The organism is Haladaptatus sp. AB618 (assembly GCF_024136965.1).
Taxonomy (GTDB): domain Archaea; phylum Halobacteriota; class Halobacteria; order Halobacteriales; family Haladaptataceae; genus Haladaptatus.
On sequence record NZ_JAMYJX010000001.1, the window covers coordinates 216,256 to 231,678 of the forward strand.

Consider the following 15,423-nt stretch of genomic DNA (forward strand, 5'->3'; position numbering starts at 1 on the left):
CCGCCGCGCTACTGCATCGGCGGTTCGTTGTCGCCCGCTACCTCACCGGCGTCGTCGCTGGTGCTTTCATCGTTGGCACCGTCGTCGTTTCCGCCACTCGCGCCGCCGGTATCCAGGCTTTCGAGCGCCTGAATCGCGTTGTCGCGGTACGTGTCGATGGGTCGCTCGTACTGCTCTTTCGCCATCGTCGCGTAGCGGTTCGTCTCGTCGTCGAACGTTTCGATGCGTTCGAGCGTCCGCTCGGCGGTTTCGACCACCCAGCGGTCCCGCGTCGATTCGTCCACCACGGTGATGGATTCGGGGCGAAGCGAGACGTTCACCGTTCCGTCGTCCATCTCGAACGTCCGGGGCTTCCCGGCGATGGAGACATAGGCCGGTGCTTCGAGTTCTCGAAGCATGGCCGCGGCGTCGGGTTGGTACTGCCCCGCGTAGACGAAGAACGTGTCCCCGTTCGGGTCCACGACTCGTCCACGCCAGTATTCGCTGTCCTCGCCGACGTCCTCTTTTTCGGTGAGGGTTCCGACGACGAAGACTCGGTTCGCTCGCTCGCCCGTGGGGAGGAGCAAGTAGACCGGTGCGCGCTCGTCGTCCGATTCCTTGAACGTGTAATTCGCGTCGTTGAACTCCGCCGCGAAGGTGCGGCGTGCGACTTCTCGTGTTGGTGCGCCACTCATGTTACATCGACCTCGCTTTGGTAAGCGCCGCTTCCGCATCCACTGGTCCGGAGAGCAGTTCGACGTCGTTCGCCAATAGGTACCGACCCATCGTCGGTCCCGTCACGCGGTAGTAGTGGCCGAGCGTCATCTCACGCATTTCGTCGGCCACGACGGTGGTGTCGAGTGCGTCCATCGCCATCTGCTTGGCCTCCTCCAGTTCGATGCCGGTCAGGTTCTCGGTCGCCTCCTCGTTGAAGATGACCTCGTGAACGTCGAGGCCGTCGTCCAAGACGCCCTTGATTCGGAGGTCGAACTCGCCGTCCTGCTCGCCGTGTTCCGAACAACGGCCGTTCTGGAGGACGCGCGTGCAGTCCTCTTTGGGACAGCGTTTGATGAGGCCACTGCCGGACTGGATGTCCACCAGTGCACCCTCCATCTCGGTGCTGTTGTCGCCGACTTCGATGTCGGTGTCGAGTTCCTCGATGGTGGTCGTACGGTTGAGTTTCACCGAGTAGCGGCCCTGGTACTCGTCCGTGACCATGTTGCCGAGTTTGTAGACCTTCCCCTCTTCGAGTTCGGGGAGGTCGGATTTGGCCCACTTGGTGAACTTGATGGTGCCCGTCTCGTCGCCGAGGAGTCCGACTTGGCCCACGGAATCGCTCCGGGGGTCCCAGAGGTCGACGACCTTCGCGGTGAGGTCCACCCACTGCTCGTCGGTTTCGATGTCCTCGACGTGCACGTCGCTGGTGCCGCCGGTTCGAATCTCGTCGCGTTCGAGGCCAGCCTCGTCCAGATAATGGCTGGTGACGCTTCGCCGTGCCTCTTCCATGGGCACTTTGTACTCGTTGACGAGACTGTCGAGACGCGAGGCTACGTCGTCAACGGTTACGTCCAGATGGTCGGAGAACTGTTCGTGAATTTCTTCTGCGTGCTGTCGCACATCGGTCATGGTTGCTCCGTCTCCACTTCTTTTTCTATGGGAGACATACCGTGGTTGGTGCGGGATGGTATAAAAGGTTACGCGGGCAGAGCGGAAGTGAAAAGTGAACGCTTCGACCGTTACTGTCACCGTCGAACCTGTGTCCCCGAACGCCACTGAAGTAACGGATGAGGATTCAACGCACGCGACAATCCACACAGTTGTTCGGTGTCCGGTAGATCGAATTCGAAATCCATTGCCAATGGCGGTTCGCTCCACCAATCAACATTTGAACCCGCTTGCCCAAATGAAATATATGGACGACCGCTTCGACCGTTTCCTCCGAAACGTCGGCAAGAAGTACGCCGAGGCCCGCCAATCCGCGGACCACCAACTGAGCCAGGCCAAGGAAGCGTACCGAAACGCCCACGATACCGTTCTCGCCGACCTGCCGCGGGACGAACACGGGCGAGCGAAAATCGTCTGCCGACGACACGTCGATAAACGGGCCACACCGATCGATAAGGAGGGACGACCGAAGTGCTTCGACCCCGACCACCCCGCGTGTCGGGGTTGTCTTGAGGACATCCGCGAAGGAACCGTCGAAACGTGGTGATGGTGTCGAACGTCGAATTTCCCGCTCTTCTACACTATCCTGACGGAAATCTAGCCTGTTAGTCCGAAAAAACGGCCAGTCCGAGGCTCAGTACAATGGGCTGATTGTCGTACAAATATGATGTCTGTTATGTTCTCCAAATTCTGCCTTCGGCTTCTGAACGTCTCTACCTCTTTAAATCTCGGGAAAACGGTCTGACTCTTGGAACTTTCTTCAAATAACCAACACAACTTATATCCTTGGCTGGCGAATACGTGATTGGTGAAAATCAAATGAGCACAGAAGTACAAAGCAGTGGGGAGATAGTTTCGGACACCACCAAGCGATCGTGGCGTGCTTCGATGGGGGCAGGGGCGATTATCGCCGTAATCGGCGTCCTCGCCATCTTAGCGCCGTTCGCTGCTGGGGTTTCGTTGTCGATTCTGCTCGGGGCGTTGCTGGTGGTCGGAGCGCTCGTGCACGTGGCTCACGCCTTCTCGGGAGGGTGGAAGCGGTTCTTCGTGCAGGGTGTCCTCGCGGTCATCTACGCCGTTGCGGGCATTTCGCTCCTAGCGAACCCGCTCATCGGACTGACGACGCTGACCATCCTGCTGGCCGCGTTCCTGGTCGTCGATGGCGTCCTCGAAATCGTCATGGCGTTCCAGTCCCGCGGTGACCGTGGCTGGGGAGCACTCGTCGTGAGCGGCATCTGCGCCCTGATCATCGCCGCGATCATCTGGGTTGGATGGCCTGCCACCGCGGCGTGGGCGCTTGGCCTCCTCTTCGGCGTGAACCTGCTCATCACCGGCATCTCGATGATGTTCATGGCGCAGGGAACCCGAACCGAGACGCGCGAGGGAGCGTCTCCGGAGACCGAACCCCGCGGCGCAGCCTGAACACACTTTTTTAACCACGCGTTTTCGATAGGACGATTTTAGACACAAGCGAGCGATGCTCGGAACATGGACCGCCCGCTCGTCGCGCTCATCATGGCCGGAGGAACCGGGACGCGACTGTACCCCGCGAGTCGAAGCGATCGACCGAAACAGTTTCTCCCCCTTCTCGGGGACGATTCGCTCCTCTCTCAAACCGTGAGTCGGGCAGGCTTCGCCGACGAGATTTTCGTCTGCACTGCCGAGCAACACGCCGACCTCGTGCGAAACCACGCACCCGAAGCCGGGATTTTGATCGAACCGGAACCGAAGGATACCGGGCCAGCACTCGTCTATGCCGCACATCGAATCCGCGAACAGGTCGGCGACTGCGTTCTTCTCTGCTTGCCGAGCGACCACCACATCACCGGCGACTTCGAGACGACCGCTCGTCGTGCCGCGTCGGTTGCAGTCGAAACGAAGGGGGTAGTTACGGTCGGGATAGAACCGACCCGTCCGGCGACCGGCTACGGCTACATCGAACCCGGAACCGAACACGACGGCTACTTTGACGTCGTTCAGTTTCGTGAGAAACCCGACGAATCGATGGCGAATCGGTTCGTCGAGGATGGTTTCTACTGGAACGCGGGTCTGTTCGCATGGACTCCGGACGCCTTTCTCCAAGCCGCACGTGACTCGCCGCTTGAACCCCTCGTCACCGCGCTCGAAGACGGTAACCCGTCGGGTGGATTCGACCGCATCGAATCCACGAGCGTCGATTACGCCGTGATGGAACGAACCGACGAGGCGTACGTCGTCCCCGCCGAATTCGAGTGGGACGACCTCGGGTCGTGGGACGCGTTCGACCGGTTCGGCGACGGGGACAACGTCGTTCTCGGCGATGCGCTCACCATCGACGCGACGGGAAACATCGTCGCCGGGGACAAGCACGTGAGCCTCGTCGGCGTGGACGACCTCGTCGTCGCGGCCTACGACGACCGCGTGTTGGTCGTCCCGAAGTCGGATTCCCAGCGCGTACGCGAAGTCGTGGCGAAACTGCGGGAGGAAAACCGATTTTGACCCGGCCGTCAGATTTCTGCCGGTCCGCCCCGTATCCGGGACGCTATGGCTGACGTACCATCGATCAAGTCGGTCGAAACGGCGGACGAGTACATCCACGTCCGATTTCGCGACCCTGACGTATTCGATACGATTCGCACACCCGACTGGGCCGCCAACGCCGCACGGGACATCTCCGAGGGAGCGGAGGTCCGCACCGGACGACGCAGCGGGAGCGACGACTGGGAAATCCAAAGCGTCCTCATCAAAAAGCAAGCGGGGAAGGAGAAAGCCCGCGACGAAGCGAAGGAAATCGCCGAGACGATCGAGTCCTAGTACAGATCGCAGTAATGGAACTCGCCGTCGCCGACTTCCTTCGTCACGGTTTCCCCGACCTCGACCGGGACGGCTGACTCGAATATCGGTCCATCCCGGACGAACGTATGAAATTCGCCGTTCTCGCCACAGGGGTCTACGCCGTCCGGTAAGTCGGCGAGGAACGACTCGTCGAGGTCCCGGCCTGCGAAGGAGGGGTCGAGTTTCGATCCATCGACCGTCACCACCGTCGCTTCGAATCCGGCGTCGAGATACGCCCGAATCTGTTCGTCAGTATCCGGGTTCCAGACCGGCCAACAGCCGTCGACCCCCGTCCCGGCGAGTTGTTCCACTCGATACTCCCGGATGTCTTCGAGAAAGAGGTCCGCGAAGGCGACACGCTGGATTCCCCGTGACTCGTACTCGGCCATCAGGTCCGCCATTCTGGACTCGTACTCTTCGTTCGAACAGTCCATCGGCAGTTCGACGTACCGAATCGGCACGCCGAGCGCATCGGCCTGTGCATCGTACAACTCCCGACGGACGCCGTGGATGCTACTCCGGCCGTTCTCCCCGATCGAAGTGAGTAACTCCGTGACCTTCCCCAGTTCGAACAGCGCGTAGGCAGCATCTTTCCCACCGCTCCAGGAGAGGACGGTCGTCGGCTCTGCAGTGAGTTTTCCCTCCGTCATTAGCTTCGCAGTTTTCCGCCGTCTATCGGCAACGCGACGCCGTTCACGAAACTCGCCCGGTCGCTGGAGAGGAAGGCCACGACGTCCCCGAGTTCCTTCGGGTCTCCCACCCTCTCCATCGGAATACCGTCCGCCCAGTCGGCGAGTCCCTCCTCGTAGCTATCGTACTCGCCACGTTCGAGGGATTGTTCCACGAGTTCCCGAATCCGCGGGGTTTCGTGCGAACCGGGAAGCACCGCGTTGACCCGAATATCCGGCGCGAACTCGCGGGCTTGTGTCTGCATCAACCCGATGACGCCTCGTCGAACTGCGTTCGAAAGCACGAGGCCGTCTATCGCTTCCCGTACGCTCGTGGACGTGATGTTGACTACGGTTCCCGCATCGCTGTCCACGAGATACGGGTGTGCCTGCTTCGTCAACCAGACGACGCTCATGACCAGTAAGTCGTAGGCGGCGTACCAGTCGCGTTCCGTTATGTCGAGAAACGGCCCGCTCGGCGGCCCACCGGCCGACGTGACGAGGTGATCGAGACCGCCGAACTCGTCCACGGTCAGTTCGATCAGCGCCTCGATTTCGTCCGGATCGGTGATGTCGGTCGGAACCGAGAGCACGTCCCCGCCTCCGAGTTCCTCGATTTCGGCTTTCGCCTCCTCCAGTCCCTCTTCACTTCGAGCGCAGATGACGACGTTGGCTCCTTCCCGCGCCAACGCCTTCGCGCTCGCCAAGCCGAGACCGCTCGAACTCGCCGTTACCAGTGCCGTGTTTCCCTCCAGTCCGAGGTCCATATTTTCGAATCCGCACGAACCGCTAAAACTCCTCGGGAGCGGATTTCCGAACCGTCACTTCCCCGTCGTGTGTCACGCCGATGAGGAGGGACGTCCGAACCGTCCGACCTTTGACCGCCTCCCCCGCTTCGTCGCTCACCCGTTTCATGAGCTCCGGGGCCGCTTGGTTCACCTTCACTCCCGCTTCGTCGCAAGCCTCGTACACCCACGACGGAACGTCGTACAGGTCGCTCTCCGGTTCGACTTCGATCCGGACCGGTGCGCGGAGCGCTTCGGCGAACGCCACCGTCTCGCGTGCCTTGCTGATGTTCTCCCGTGCACTCCCCTCGATGCTCGAAACGTTCGCACGCGAAGTACCGAGTCGCTCGGCGATGGTCGCTTGTGCTGTGCCCCGCTCACGGAACACCAGCACTTCCGCTTGTCGTCGTGTCAGGACACTCGTCTCCGCGTCGAATCCCGCTCGTCGGAGAATCTCATCGACGTCCAGTCGCTCACTCATTGTTCCCCCGACATGGTACGGCGTACGCCCCCCACCCGCAAATGACTGTCCACCCGTGGGTTATCCGCCGCCCCAGAAGTTGTCCCGACTTCCAAGGCGTTCCCGCTCACGGCGGCTCTTCCGCCGGTCGTCTTTGGCACTCGGCCTTTCCTCTTCGTCCCCTTCCTCCTCCTCTTCCGGATCCATCGGCAACCGTTCGATCGGGTCCGCGAGCGCGTGATTTCCCTTCACGTTCGTGATCTTCACCTTGGCGCGTGCATCGGGGAGGATGCCATCGACGAGAACGATGAATCCATCCTCCGTTCGACCCACACCCGACCCGCTCTCGTGGATGTCGTCGATCTCCACGACGACTTCCTCGCCCGGTTGTACGGGCGCGGTTTTCAGTTCCCGAATCGGTTGGTTGTAGTGATTGCACCACTCCGCGCCCCCGCGGTCCCCGTAGTGGTGGCACCCCATTCCGTTGATTCGTTCTTCGAAACTGGGGCAGTGGTCGGCGAGTGGACAGTCCGGCATGCTTCAGGCTATAGCGGCGCGTGCCTAAACACTTCCGCAACCTCTTGCCCCACCTTTTGGTGCGAGAGCGCGGCAGAGCCGTGCTCTCTGGCAAAATCTGGACCAAAAGCCTTTCCTTCCCGTTGGTCGGTCGTCGGTCCGGAACATCTCCGATTTTCCGGAGACATCGCCGATCTCCACGGCTGTGTCACCGGTCGAATTAATGTGGGTGTGGCCCAGTGAAGAGAGTGTGAATCCGGCCATTCGAAGTGCAAGGGAGGGTGATGCCCCGCAGTTGGTCGAACTGTATCGCCGGTCGTACGCGGAGAACGCGAAGATCGGTTTTCCGTCGAGTATCCTCGATTGTGACGAGGGAACTATCGAACAGTGGATTCGGAGCCGAACGGTGTTCGTCGCCACTCACGACGAGGAATTCATCGGCGCTGTCCAAATGATTCCCCGTCCCGAGTGGGAACTCCCCGAAATCGGTCGCCTCGCCGTCAGCCCCGACTGGCAGGAGCGGGGAATCGGCAGGACCCTGCTCGAATCGGTGGAGGAACACGTGAAGTCGGAGGGATGGGGAACGGTTCGCCTTCGAACGCTCTCGGACCACCCCTTCCTCGAAGACTGGTATCGTCGATGTGGCTACGAACGAGTCAGCGTGCAACGACTCGATAACCGTCCGTACGATGCTCCGATACTGGAGAAGAAACTGTAGTCAGGCCAACGGCGTTCGCTCGACCACTTGCCGCGTGCACCTTTTTACTTCGTCGGGTCGGCACAGCCGACCGCTCCTCGCAAAAATCTGCATCAAAAACATCCCTCTCACTCCCTTCGGTCGCTCGCGGGAAACTCAGGCCAACGGCGTCCGTTCCACGACTTGGCCGTCGTACGTCGGATACTGCTCCACGATTTCGCCCTTCTCCACGTCGCCTTCCTCGATCATCTCTTCGAGCAACCACCACGCGACTTCGATGTGCTCGGATTTGACGGTGTAGAACTCCTCGGGGACGCCGAGTGCTGCGAAGTCTCCCTCGTCCACCCACGTCTTCCCGTAAATCAGCGTGCCGTCGTCGGTCACGTCGTCGAACTCGCGGCGAATCTGGCGGGCCATCCGCTTGAGGCGGTTGCGGTGCTGAGCGGCGTCCTTGAACACCGAGGTGCAAAAGTACGTTCGCGGGTGATCACCCATCACGTCGAGGATTTGCTCCTTGGAGCCATCGACGGCGGACATGTGGCCCTCCTGGAGTTCGAAGCCTTCGGCCTGCATTCTGCGGTAGTTGCCTTGGGACATCTCGAACTCGTTGACGTTGCAGAACTCCGCCGCGCCCTCGTCGAGGAAGTCGAGGAACTCCTCCTCGGCGCGGATTCCCGGAATCTCGAACGCAGGGGTGAGCCCCTCCTCACGGGCGATGTAGAGGATGTCCTCCCATTCGGTTCCGTGCAGTTCTCCCCACTGTTCGTACGGCGGGTGGAATCGAATCTCGTCCAACCCGGCCTCCGACAGTCGACGCATGTTTTCCCGCCCACCCGTGATTCCGGTATAGAGGTGCGTGTGGTGGTCCTCGCCGAACTCGTCCTTCAACAGCGAGAGGTACCGACAGGTCTTGTTCATCGCCTCCTGTGGTTCGCCACCAGTGATGGACGTGCCGAGCGCGTTCATGCGCTTTGCCTCCGTAATCACGTCCTCGTCGTCCTCGACGAGTCGCTCGTTGGCGTACACGTCGGTGACGTTCTTCCGGTTTTCACCGAGGGGGCAGTAAAAACAGTCGCGCTGGTCGCAGTAACCGTAGACGAAGAGAACCATCTTGCCACCTTTGGCACACTGTTCACAGCCCTTGGAAATCATTCGTTGTACCGTTTTGCCCGTCGAGCCTCAAAAAGCGTGCGAATTACACTACTCTCAGCCACAGACAGTCATGAGCAGGCTGTTCACCATCGACATCATCGCGTTTTCGTTCTCCTCGAAGACGTGCTGACCGTGTGCGCTCCCATTGACCGTTTGGTAGCGTTTCGGATTCGACGCGGCCTTCTGCATCTTCTTCGTCGTCTGCACGTACTGTCGGTCGTCACCCTTGGCCACGACGAACAGCTTCCAGCCCTGCATTTCGCCCGCGGAATCCACACCGCTCCCGGGAGCGAGTGCGAGCGTCCCGGCAATCGTCCCCGACTTTGCCCGTGCGTTCGCCCGAACGACCGCATCCGCACCGGCACCGGCACCGACGAGGACGACGTTTTTCACGCCGACCCGTTTGCGGAGGTACCGACTTGCGGCGAGGACGTACCCCGGTGCCGTGCTGGTGTCGTCCAAGTTCAGACCGATTGGCAGGCACGTGTAGCCCTTGTTCGCCAGTTCCTTCGCCTCCGGGAGCCAGTCCTTCCTGTCGAAGCCGTTGTCGTGTGCGAACACGATGCCACAGCTACCATCGCCCACCAACGTCCCGTGAACCGTCGCTCCGCTTTGGGTGGTGAACTGAACGTCGCCACCGCCCTCCGGCGGCGCCGTTCCGGTCGTCGTTTCCTCGCCCGTTTCTTGAGTGGTGGTTTCCGACGTCGTTTCCTCGTCCGTCGCAGAGCTCGTACTCGTCTCCGTTCCGGATCCCGTCTCCGTCGTTCCCGTTCCGGCTCCCGCCTTCGTCGTTCGTTTCCCGTCGGGCGTCCCGGTACTCGTCGATTCCTTCTTACCGCCGGACGAACAGCCAGCGAGTGTCGCCGTCGCTGCGACTCCGACCGCTCGGAGGAGACGACGCCGTGTCGGCGTTTCGCTCATTGCTCGAACACTCCTTCCAGGGGGGTTAATTATACACGAGATAATGTCGGTCGTCCAACGAGCGAACGACTGTTTACACCGTTTTCGGACGCTCTCGAACTGTTTCTGTCACTTCGATTTCCGTCGATTTTGAGACTTCGATCGTCGTTTTCTTGCCATTCCCGAAAACAGTTAACCGTCGGCCGCGTACACATCGCCAATGCTGCTGGTGTTGTGTGTGGACCTCGACGACGATCTCGGCCGGAAGACGGGCTTTAATACGCCGGTCGTCGGTCGGGACGAGGTCGAGGCCGCCGCCGTCGCGCTCGCCACCGCAGACCCCGAGGACAGCGACGTGAACGTCATGTTCGAGGGCGTCCATCTCTACGACCGAATCCAATCCGACGAGAGCGTCGAAGTCGCTATCGTCACCGGCAACGAGGGGAGCGATATCAGCGCCAACCGGGAAGTCGGCGAGGAAGTGGACACCGTGTTGGCGAGCATCAACACCAGCGAGGAGATCACGACCGTCATCGTCACCGACGGAGCACAGGACGAGAGCGTCATCCCGGTCATCCGTTCGCGTATTCCCGTGGACGGCGTCCGTCGCGTCGTCGTCCGGCAGGCACAGGACTTGGAGTCGATGTACTACACCATCAAGCAGGTGCTGGACGACCCCGAAACCCGCGGGACGATTTTGGTCCCGCTCGGCATCCTGATGCTCATCTATCCCCTCGCGCTCGCGGCCGACCGACTCGGCATGCCCGGCGGGGCCGTGTTCGGCGGGACGTCCGCCCTTCTCGGACTCTACATCCTCTTCCGTGGTCTGGGCCTCGAACGCTTGGTCGACCGCTTCGCGGAGAAAACCCGGGCGAGCCTCTACTCCGGTCGCGTGACGCTCATCACCTACGTCGTCGCCGCCGCACTGCTCGTCATCGGTGGCGTCAGCGGCGTCAACACCCTCGATTCCATCCAACACCAAAACGACGGTAACAGCCTGGGCGCGCTTCGCGTCCTCGCGGCGCTCATCTACGGCGCAGTCGTCTGGTTCTCGGCCGCCGGGATCACCTCCAGTCTGGGTCAGATCACCGACGAATACCTCGCCGACGATTTCAAGTGGCGCTACCTCAACGCGCCGTTCTACGTCCTCGCGATCGGCGGCGTTCTCTACGCCGTCAGCGCGTACTTCCTCAGCCGCGCCTCGCTCGAATTCCTCGCCGGGATGCTCACCGCCGGAACCCTGCTCGGCCTGACGAGCACCCTCATCTTCGCCATCGCCGAATCACGCTATTCGAGGTCAGGACAGGCACGAGCGAGTTAGGATTTCGGTTTCTGCAACCGCGTCCAGACTGTTTCTACAATTTCGTCCATCCAAGTGGCGCGCGCTGACGAGACGGTTCGGCCAGTGGTCCGGCCGAACCGTCTCGGAAAGTTCGTGCGAGGGATGAGTGAGCCGGGCGGGACCGACGGTCCCGCTGGAAGCCGGCGCAAAGCGCCGGCGACGACCGCAGGGAGCGAAGGAATCGGCTGGGGAGGCGTGTGGTGCGGGGCGGTAGCGGTGGCGGTGCAGAAGCGGTGGCGGTACGGTTGCGGTTTCATTGCCGCTCGGTACTTGCGGTTATAGTAAAATTAGCACTCCTTCGTAACGAGTGACCGTCTAAAACCACAAAAGTGCCGAAACAACCAACTACCGTTTTCTACATGAAGTCCGCGATTCCGGACTGCTTGTTCTTGTCGTTCTCGAACACGCTCTCCAGCGAGCGCTCCAGGATCCGCAACCGCTGTTTGGTGTACTCGCGGCAGTCGTACTCCTCGGCGACCTGTAGCGCGGTGTCCATGTACTTGTTCACCGAGCCCTGGTGCACCGTCAGGTTCACCCGGCCGCCGCACTCCCGGCAGTCGCCGGAGAGGGGCATTCGCCGATACTTCACGCCGCAGTCGAGACACCGGGTTTCCTGCCGCGAGAACGCACGAAGGTTCCCGATGAGGTCCGGCAGGAAGTGCCCCTCGATGACGCGCTCGGCCACGTCCGTCTCATCGACCGCACGCGTCTTTCGGGCCAGTTCCAACTGGGCATTCATTTTGTCCATCATCGACCCGAGCGTCTTGTACGCCGAGAGGTCCGGCCCGAGCGCGATGTTCGAGGTGTCGTGTGTGTGCCGGAAACCGGTGTACTCGCGGTCGGTGCCCAGATACTCCTCCGCGATGGTGATGTCCACGTCCTCCGGGTCCACCATCTCCAGCGTCGCCTCGTAGAACTCGCGGGGATACCGGTCCACGATGTCCATGTTGTGCGCCTCGTCGTCGATCTCCGAGGGGTCGATGCGCGAGGACATCACCAGCGGCGCGTCCATCTGCCCACCGCGCTTGTCCGGCAGGAACTCCTTCGAGAAGTTGAGCAGACCGTCCATCAGCAACATCACGCAGTCCTCGTCGCCGTCGCACTGCTTCGTCGCAATTCCGTTTGCGACGAGATTATGCGTATCCCGGACGGTGACGCAGTAGGTGTTCGAAACCTCCGACTGGACGATTTCGACTCGCGTTACTTCGTCACGTTCGAAGGAACCCCCGTCCGCCACTGCCCCTGTATTTGCCCTTCCTGCCGAGAAACCGGAATTCACACCGCCGAGGAATCCAGGAACTGAAGTACCGACCTCCAAATCTCGTGCTTCGATTTCTTCGAGATAGTTCCCGTTCCACTGAACCATCGAATGGTCGGGAGTCACCGTAATTTCCCGTCCGCTTCGAGTTTCGATTTCGACTAGATGGTTCGGTGCTGGATGTTTCGAAACCGCTTCGATGGGCTTTCGAACGACGTTCCCATCCTCGTCTATCGACGGCACCAACACCTCACAATCCAGTTCTTGGACGAGAGTGCCGAAATCATCCGTTCGCGGCTCTTCCAATCGCTTCTCGACCAACTGTCGAATTTCGTCGTATCGCCACTCCTCGTCCTCATCTCGATACCAGACCTTGGTTTCCGGATGGAAGCAGTTGCGACGTTTCGCCGCGTGGAAATACGGATGTGCGTACCCCACCGCCGCGCTGGTAAAGCCGATGACGCGGCCGACGACGGCGGCGGAGGTGTGGGGTGCCATCCCGAAGACGAGTTCGCCGACCAAGTCCTCGCGTTCGTCCATCTCGTAGAACGGTTCGAGTCCGTAGTAGTCCTCGAGGAGTTGGTCCACGAACTCGGCGGTCTTGAGCAGGTGGACGGCCGCGCCGTCCGAGAGGACGATGTCCTGTACACGCAACTCGACCAGTTGGTCGTCGTGTTGGAGCGGTTCGCCGTGGATGTCCTCCTCGTAGCCGAGCGCGTGGAGTTGGTCGGCTTCCACGTCCAGTTCGGACGGCCTGACGGACGTGACCGGCAGGTCGGTCATGTCGTAGCGGATCGTGCCGTCCTTGAACGCGCTCACGCCGTGTTTCGCCCGGAGAACGCCCTTTTCGATGGATTCGGGCGTTTTGTGCGCCGAGGTGAGTCCCTTGACGCCTTTGAGCGTATCGAAGACGTTCGAGCGCTCGCCGACCGATTCGAGCGCGTTCCGGAACTCGTCGTTCATCTCGATGGGTTGCCACTCGACGCTGGTCGCCTCGACTTCACACCGCGGGCACTCTGCCCGGCCCGCTTGGTCGGGTTCGACCCTCGTTTCGCAGTCGGGGCATCTGTACACCGGATACGTGTTGCCGCCGCACTCCGGACACTGGCATTTGAACGTCTCCTCGCCGCAGTCCTCACACTCGCGTTGTCCGATTTGGACTTCGATTCGTCCGCGCTTTCCGGACATCCCTTCCGTATGAGTCGCAGCTTTCGCCACGTCGCGCTGGTCGCCGCCGGCCTCGCCGAGCGGGAAGAGCGTGTGGACTGCGGGACTCATCTCGCGTTTCTCGGATTTCTCGGGCCGACCCATCCGGTTCCCGATGCGCGTGGGTGCGCGTTCACGGACCTCGAACGGGGCGACTTCGTTGACCGCTTGGATAGCGTTGTCCCCCGGTTCGTCCTCGCCCCACTCGCGAGCTTCCTGTGTTAGTGTGTCCCACGCACGCGTAAGGTCATCAATACTGATCCCCAGCGATCGAACGAACGGTTTCCACACCGGTATCTCGATGTCCTCTCCCTGCCTGTGCTGAACGAGGAGATGTTCGAGCGCCGTTCGAATCGTCTCGGTGTTCGAAATGACGAGGGTTCCGTCCCGTATTTCGCCCGCTTCGACGGTCTCCGCCAGTGTCTCGAACTCGGCGACCGAGATATCGTGCCAGAGATGGGTGTACTTCGGGTGGAGCGGTGCGTCGTATTCGGTCGCCCAGTCGAGCGCTTCCTCGGGGGATGGGTCTTCGAGGTCGATACGGGGGTTATCACGCATCGCCTGCACGTTCGCACCGGCGTGTTCGAAATCCTGTACCCACCACTCGAAGACGTAGGATGCGGGGGGGGAGCGGGTGGTTGTTCTCGACGAATTCGCCGTAGTTGACCAGATACTCGCCGAGGTCGATGATCTCCACGACGCCGTTACGAACTTCGAGCGCTTCCTCGGTGTCGTCGATTCGGCGTACGTCGCCGTTCGCCAACTTGACCGTCGGTCCTTCGATGGTATCGACGGGGATGACGCCGCCCGCTTTTCCGGGCCGTTCGGTCTTTATCTGCGTTCCCGTCGCGAGGAAATCGTCCACGATGTGCATCGTCGCGGGTTGCACGCCCGCCGTTGCGAACCCGTGGTTCCGCGCCCGACCGTATCGGAGGCGGAAGCCACCGGGTCGGCAGGGGTGTGTAAAGACGGGCCGTCCGGCGATGAGGTCTCGGAGAAACTTCGTGGCTTCATCGACGCGCGGCGGACCATGCAACTCGTGGGTTTCCGCTTCTTCTCCCCCTTCCTCTTCGGCTTTTTCGTCGTCCGCTTCGCCTTCTCCCCCCTCGCTCTCGTCCTTCTCCTCTTCTCCGTCGTCCTTTCCGATGGTACCGTCGATGAGGTCCTGCAACCACGGCCAGTCGATCTCGTCCAGGTTTCGGGTGTAGCGCTGTATCTTCGGCGCTTTGAGCGCGATACCTTCCGCCATGACGAGACACATTCCACCACGGGCGCTGTTGGTATCGACGCGGTCCAAGTCGCGGAATCCGGATACCTCCTCGTCGCCCGTCGCCTCCCCGTCCAGCATGACGGGCATGTGTTTGGCGATGAACTTCGACTCCTTGTCCTTCGGCGAGTACTGCAATCCAGTCTCCGAATCGTAGAGGTTGATCTCCTCGGCGTAGCGTTCGATCTCGTCGTCGCGGGCCTGATACTCTCCCACCCCGAGGAGTGCCCGCGTGTAATCCGCCACGAGAACCGACAACGCCTGTGCGGTCCCACCTGCCGAGCGAATCGGCCCGGCGTAGTAGACGTTGACGAACTCCGTGCCGTCGTCGTTATCGAGGAGTTCCACTCGGTCGATTCCCTCGATGGGCGCGGCGACGACACCTTCGGTCAACAGCGCGACGGCAGTCCGAACCGCACCCTCGATCTTCCCGGCACGGGTCTCGTAATCACCGACGTTCCCGTCCGCGAAGTCCTTTGCCAGTTCCAGGGCGGCCTCCTCGCGGGACATCTGTCCTTCGAGTTCGCGTACGCGTTCGGCGACGTTCTCGATGCCGAGGATGTTCTCCACACGGTCGGCCATGTCCTTTGCGACTGGAATCTCGACTTCCGGTTGCGGGTCGCCGCTGTGTTCCTTGGCCGCCTCCGCCACGTCGAACGCCTCGTCGAGGCGCGATTCCAGCCGTTCGAAGTACTGTCGGTCTTCGTCCCGCAT

General features: G+C 61.2%; 14 protein-coding genes and 1 pseudogene. 6 read left to right on the forward strand and 9 right to left on the reverse strand.

Features of this window, described 5'->3' with window-relative positions:
• Positions 1–8 precede the first annotated feature (8 nt).
• Complete coding sequence (locus NKF26_RS01110; protein ID WP_253224900.1) at positions 9–674, reverse strand: RPA family protein; 666 nt, start codon at positions 672–674, stop codon at positions 9–11.
• A gap of 1 nt (position 675) precedes the next feature.
• Complete coding sequence (locus tag NKF26_RS01115; RefSeq protein ID WP_066140124.1) at positions 676–1,605, reverse strand: replication factor A; 930 nt, start codon at positions 1,603–1,605, stop codon at positions 676–678.
• Positions 1,606–1,891: 286 nt separating this feature from the next.
• On the opposite strand from NKF26_RS01115, the gene NKF26_RS01120 reads away from it, so the two are divergent.
• The 4 genes from NKF26_RS01120 (at position 1,892) to NKF26_RS01135 (ending at position 4,437) form a co-directional block, all read left to right on the forward strand.
• Positions 1,892–2,191 (forward strand): hypothetical protein, encoded by a 300-nt coding sequence (locus tag NKF26_RS01120; protein WP_066142338.1) that lies wholly within the window; start codon positions 1,892–1,894, stop codon positions 2,189–2,191.
• A gap of 272 nt (positions 2,192–2,463) precedes the next feature.
• The gene (locus NKF26_RS01125) at positions 2,464–3,066 is read left to right on the forward strand and encodes an HdeD family acid-resistance protein (protein WP_253224901.1); all 603 of its coding nucleotides are present in this window, start codon (positions 2,464–2,466) and stop codon (positions 3,064–3,066) included.
• 66 nt (positions 3,067–3,132) lie between these two features.
• Entirely contained in the window at positions 3,133–4,122 is a 990-nt protein-coding gene (locus tag NKF26_RS01130) for a mannose-1-phosphate guanylyltransferase (protein ID WP_253224902.1), read from the forward strand.
• 45 nt (positions 4,123–4,167) lie between these two features.
• Positions 4,168–4,437, forward strand: coding sequence for a hypothetical protein (locus NKF26_RS01135; RefSeq protein WP_253224903.1), 270 nt, complete (start codon positions 4,168–4,170; stop codon positions 4,435–4,437).
• Here NKF26_RS01135 and NKF26_RS01140 read toward each other — a convergent pair.
• The 4 genes from NKF26_RS01140 to NKF26_RS01155 are packed head-to-tail and all read right to left on the reverse strand — an operon-like array spanning position 4,434 to position 6,908.
• Complete coding sequence (locus NKF26_RS01140) at positions 4,434–5,108, reverse strand: ATP-binding protein (protein ID WP_253224904.1); 675 nt, start codon at positions 5,106–5,108, stop codon at positions 4,434–4,436. The genes NKF26_RS01135 and NKF26_RS01140 overlap by 4 nt on opposite strands.
• Complete coding sequence (locus NKF26_RS01145) at positions 5,108–5,893, reverse strand: SDR family oxidoreductase (protein WP_253224905.1); 786 nt, start codon at positions 5,891–5,893, stop codon at positions 5,108–5,110. The genes NKF26_RS01140 and NKF26_RS01145 overlap by 1 nt, the downstream gene beginning before the upstream one ends.
• A 22-nt stretch (positions 5,894–5,915) precedes the next feature.
• A complete protein-coding gene (locus NKF26_RS01150; RefSeq protein WP_253224906.1) occupies positions 5,916–6,392 on the reverse strand; it encodes a Tfx family DNA-binding protein in 477 nt (158 codons plus the stop codon).
• A 60-nt stretch (positions 6,393–6,452) separates the two neighbouring features.
• Positions 6,453–6,908, reverse strand: coding sequence for a TRAM domain-containing protein (locus NKF26_RS01155; protein ID WP_066140146.1), 456 nt, complete (start codon positions 6,906–6,908; stop codon positions 6,453–6,455).
• Between the two features lie 229 nt (positions 6,909–7,137).
• On the opposite strand from NKF26_RS01155, the gene NKF26_RS01160 reads away from it, so the two are divergent.
• Positions 7,138–7,605 (forward strand): GNAT family N-acetyltransferase, encoded by a 468-nt coding sequence (locus NKF26_RS01160; protein WP_253224907.1) that lies wholly within the window; start codon positions 7,138–7,140, stop codon positions 7,603–7,605.
• 135 nt (positions 7,606–7,740) lie between these two features.
• On the opposite strand, the gene NKF26_RS01165 is transcribed toward NKF26_RS01160, so the two are convergent.
• A complete protein-coding gene (locus NKF26_RS01165) occupies positions 7,741–8,736 on the reverse strand; it encodes a radical SAM protein (RefSeq protein WP_253224908.1) in 996 nt (331 codons plus the stop codon).
• Between the two features lie 54 nt (positions 8,737–8,790).
• On the reverse strand, positions 8,791–9,657 hold the full coding sequence (locus NKF26_RS01170; RefSeq protein ID WP_253224909.1) for a S9 family peptidase: 867 nt from the start codon (positions 9,655–9,657) through the stop codon (positions 8,791–8,793).
• A 199-nt stretch (positions 9,658–9,856) separates the two neighbouring features.
• Here NKF26_RS01170 and NKF26_RS01175 point away from each other — a divergent pair, with 199 nt between their 5' ends.
• Positions 9,857–10,957 carry a DUF373 family protein gene (locus NKF26_RS01175; protein ID WP_253224910.1) on the forward strand — a complete coding sequence of 367 codons (1,101 nt, stop codon included), beginning with the start codon at positions 9,857–9,859 and terminating at the stop codon, positions 10,955–10,957.
• A 376-nt stretch (positions 10,958–11,333) separates the two neighbouring features.
• Here NKF26_RS01175 and NKF26_RS01180 read toward each other — a convergent pair.
• Positions 11,334–15,423: pseudogene (locus NKF26_RS01180) on the reverse strand (DNA-directed DNA polymerase II large subunit).

What these genes read in the sequence shown, in the direction of transcription:
- NKF26_RS01110 (WP_253224900.1), bottom strand. Translation starts at nt 674, where the DNA reads ATGAGTGGCGCACCAACACGAGAAGTCGCACGCCGCACCTTCGCGGCG.
- NKF26_RS01115 (WP_066140124.1), bottom strand. Translation starts at nt 1,605, where the DNA reads ATGACCGATGTGCGACAGCACGCAGAAGAAATTCACGAACAGTTCTCC.
- NKF26_RS01120 (WP_066142338.1), top strand. Translation starts at nt 1,892, where the DNA reads ATGGACGACCGCTTCGACCGTTTCCTCCGAAACGTCGGCAAGAAGTAC.
- NKF26_RS01125 (WP_253224901.1), top strand. Translation starts at nt 2,464, where the DNA reads ATGAGCACAGAAGTACAAAGCAGTGGGGAGATAGTTTCGGACACCACC.
- NKF26_RS01130 (WP_253224902.1), top strand. Translation starts at nt 3,133, where the DNA reads ATGGACCGCCCGCTCGTCGCGCTCATCATGGCCGGAGGAACCGGGACG.
- NKF26_RS01135 (WP_253224903.1), top strand. Translation starts at nt 4,168, where the DNA reads ATGGCTGACGTACCATCGATCAAGTCGGTCGAAACGGCGGACGAGTAC.
- NKF26_RS01140 (WP_253224904.1), bottom strand. Translation starts at nt 5,108, where the DNA reads ATGACGGAGGGAAAACTCACTGCAGAGCCGACGACCGTCCTCTCCTGG.
- NKF26_RS01145 (WP_253224905.1), bottom strand. Translation starts at nt 5,893, where the DNA reads ATGGACCTCGGACTGGAGGGAAACACGGCACTGGTAACGGCGAGTTCG.
- NKF26_RS01150 (WP_253224906.1), bottom strand. Translation starts at nt 6,392, where the DNA reads ATGAGTGAGCGACTGGACGTCGATGAGATTCTCCGACGAGCGGGATTC.
- NKF26_RS01155 (WP_066140146.1), bottom strand. Translation starts at nt 6,908, where the DNA reads ATGCCGGACTGTCCACTCGCCGACCACTGCCCCAGTTTCGAAGAACGA.
- NKF26_RS01165 (WP_253224908.1), bottom strand. Translation starts at nt 8,736, where the DNA reads ATGATTTCCAAGGGCTGTGAACAGTGTGCCAAAGGTGGCAAGATGGTT.
- NKF26_RS01170 (WP_253224909.1), bottom strand. Translation starts at nt 9,657, where the DNA reads ATGAGCGAAACGCCGACACGGCGTCGTCTCCTCCGAGCGGTCGGAGTC.
- NKF26_RS01175 (WP_253224910.1), top strand. Translation starts at nt 9,857, where the DNA reads ATGCTGCTGGTGTTGTGTGTGGACCTCGACGACGATCTCGGCCGGAAG.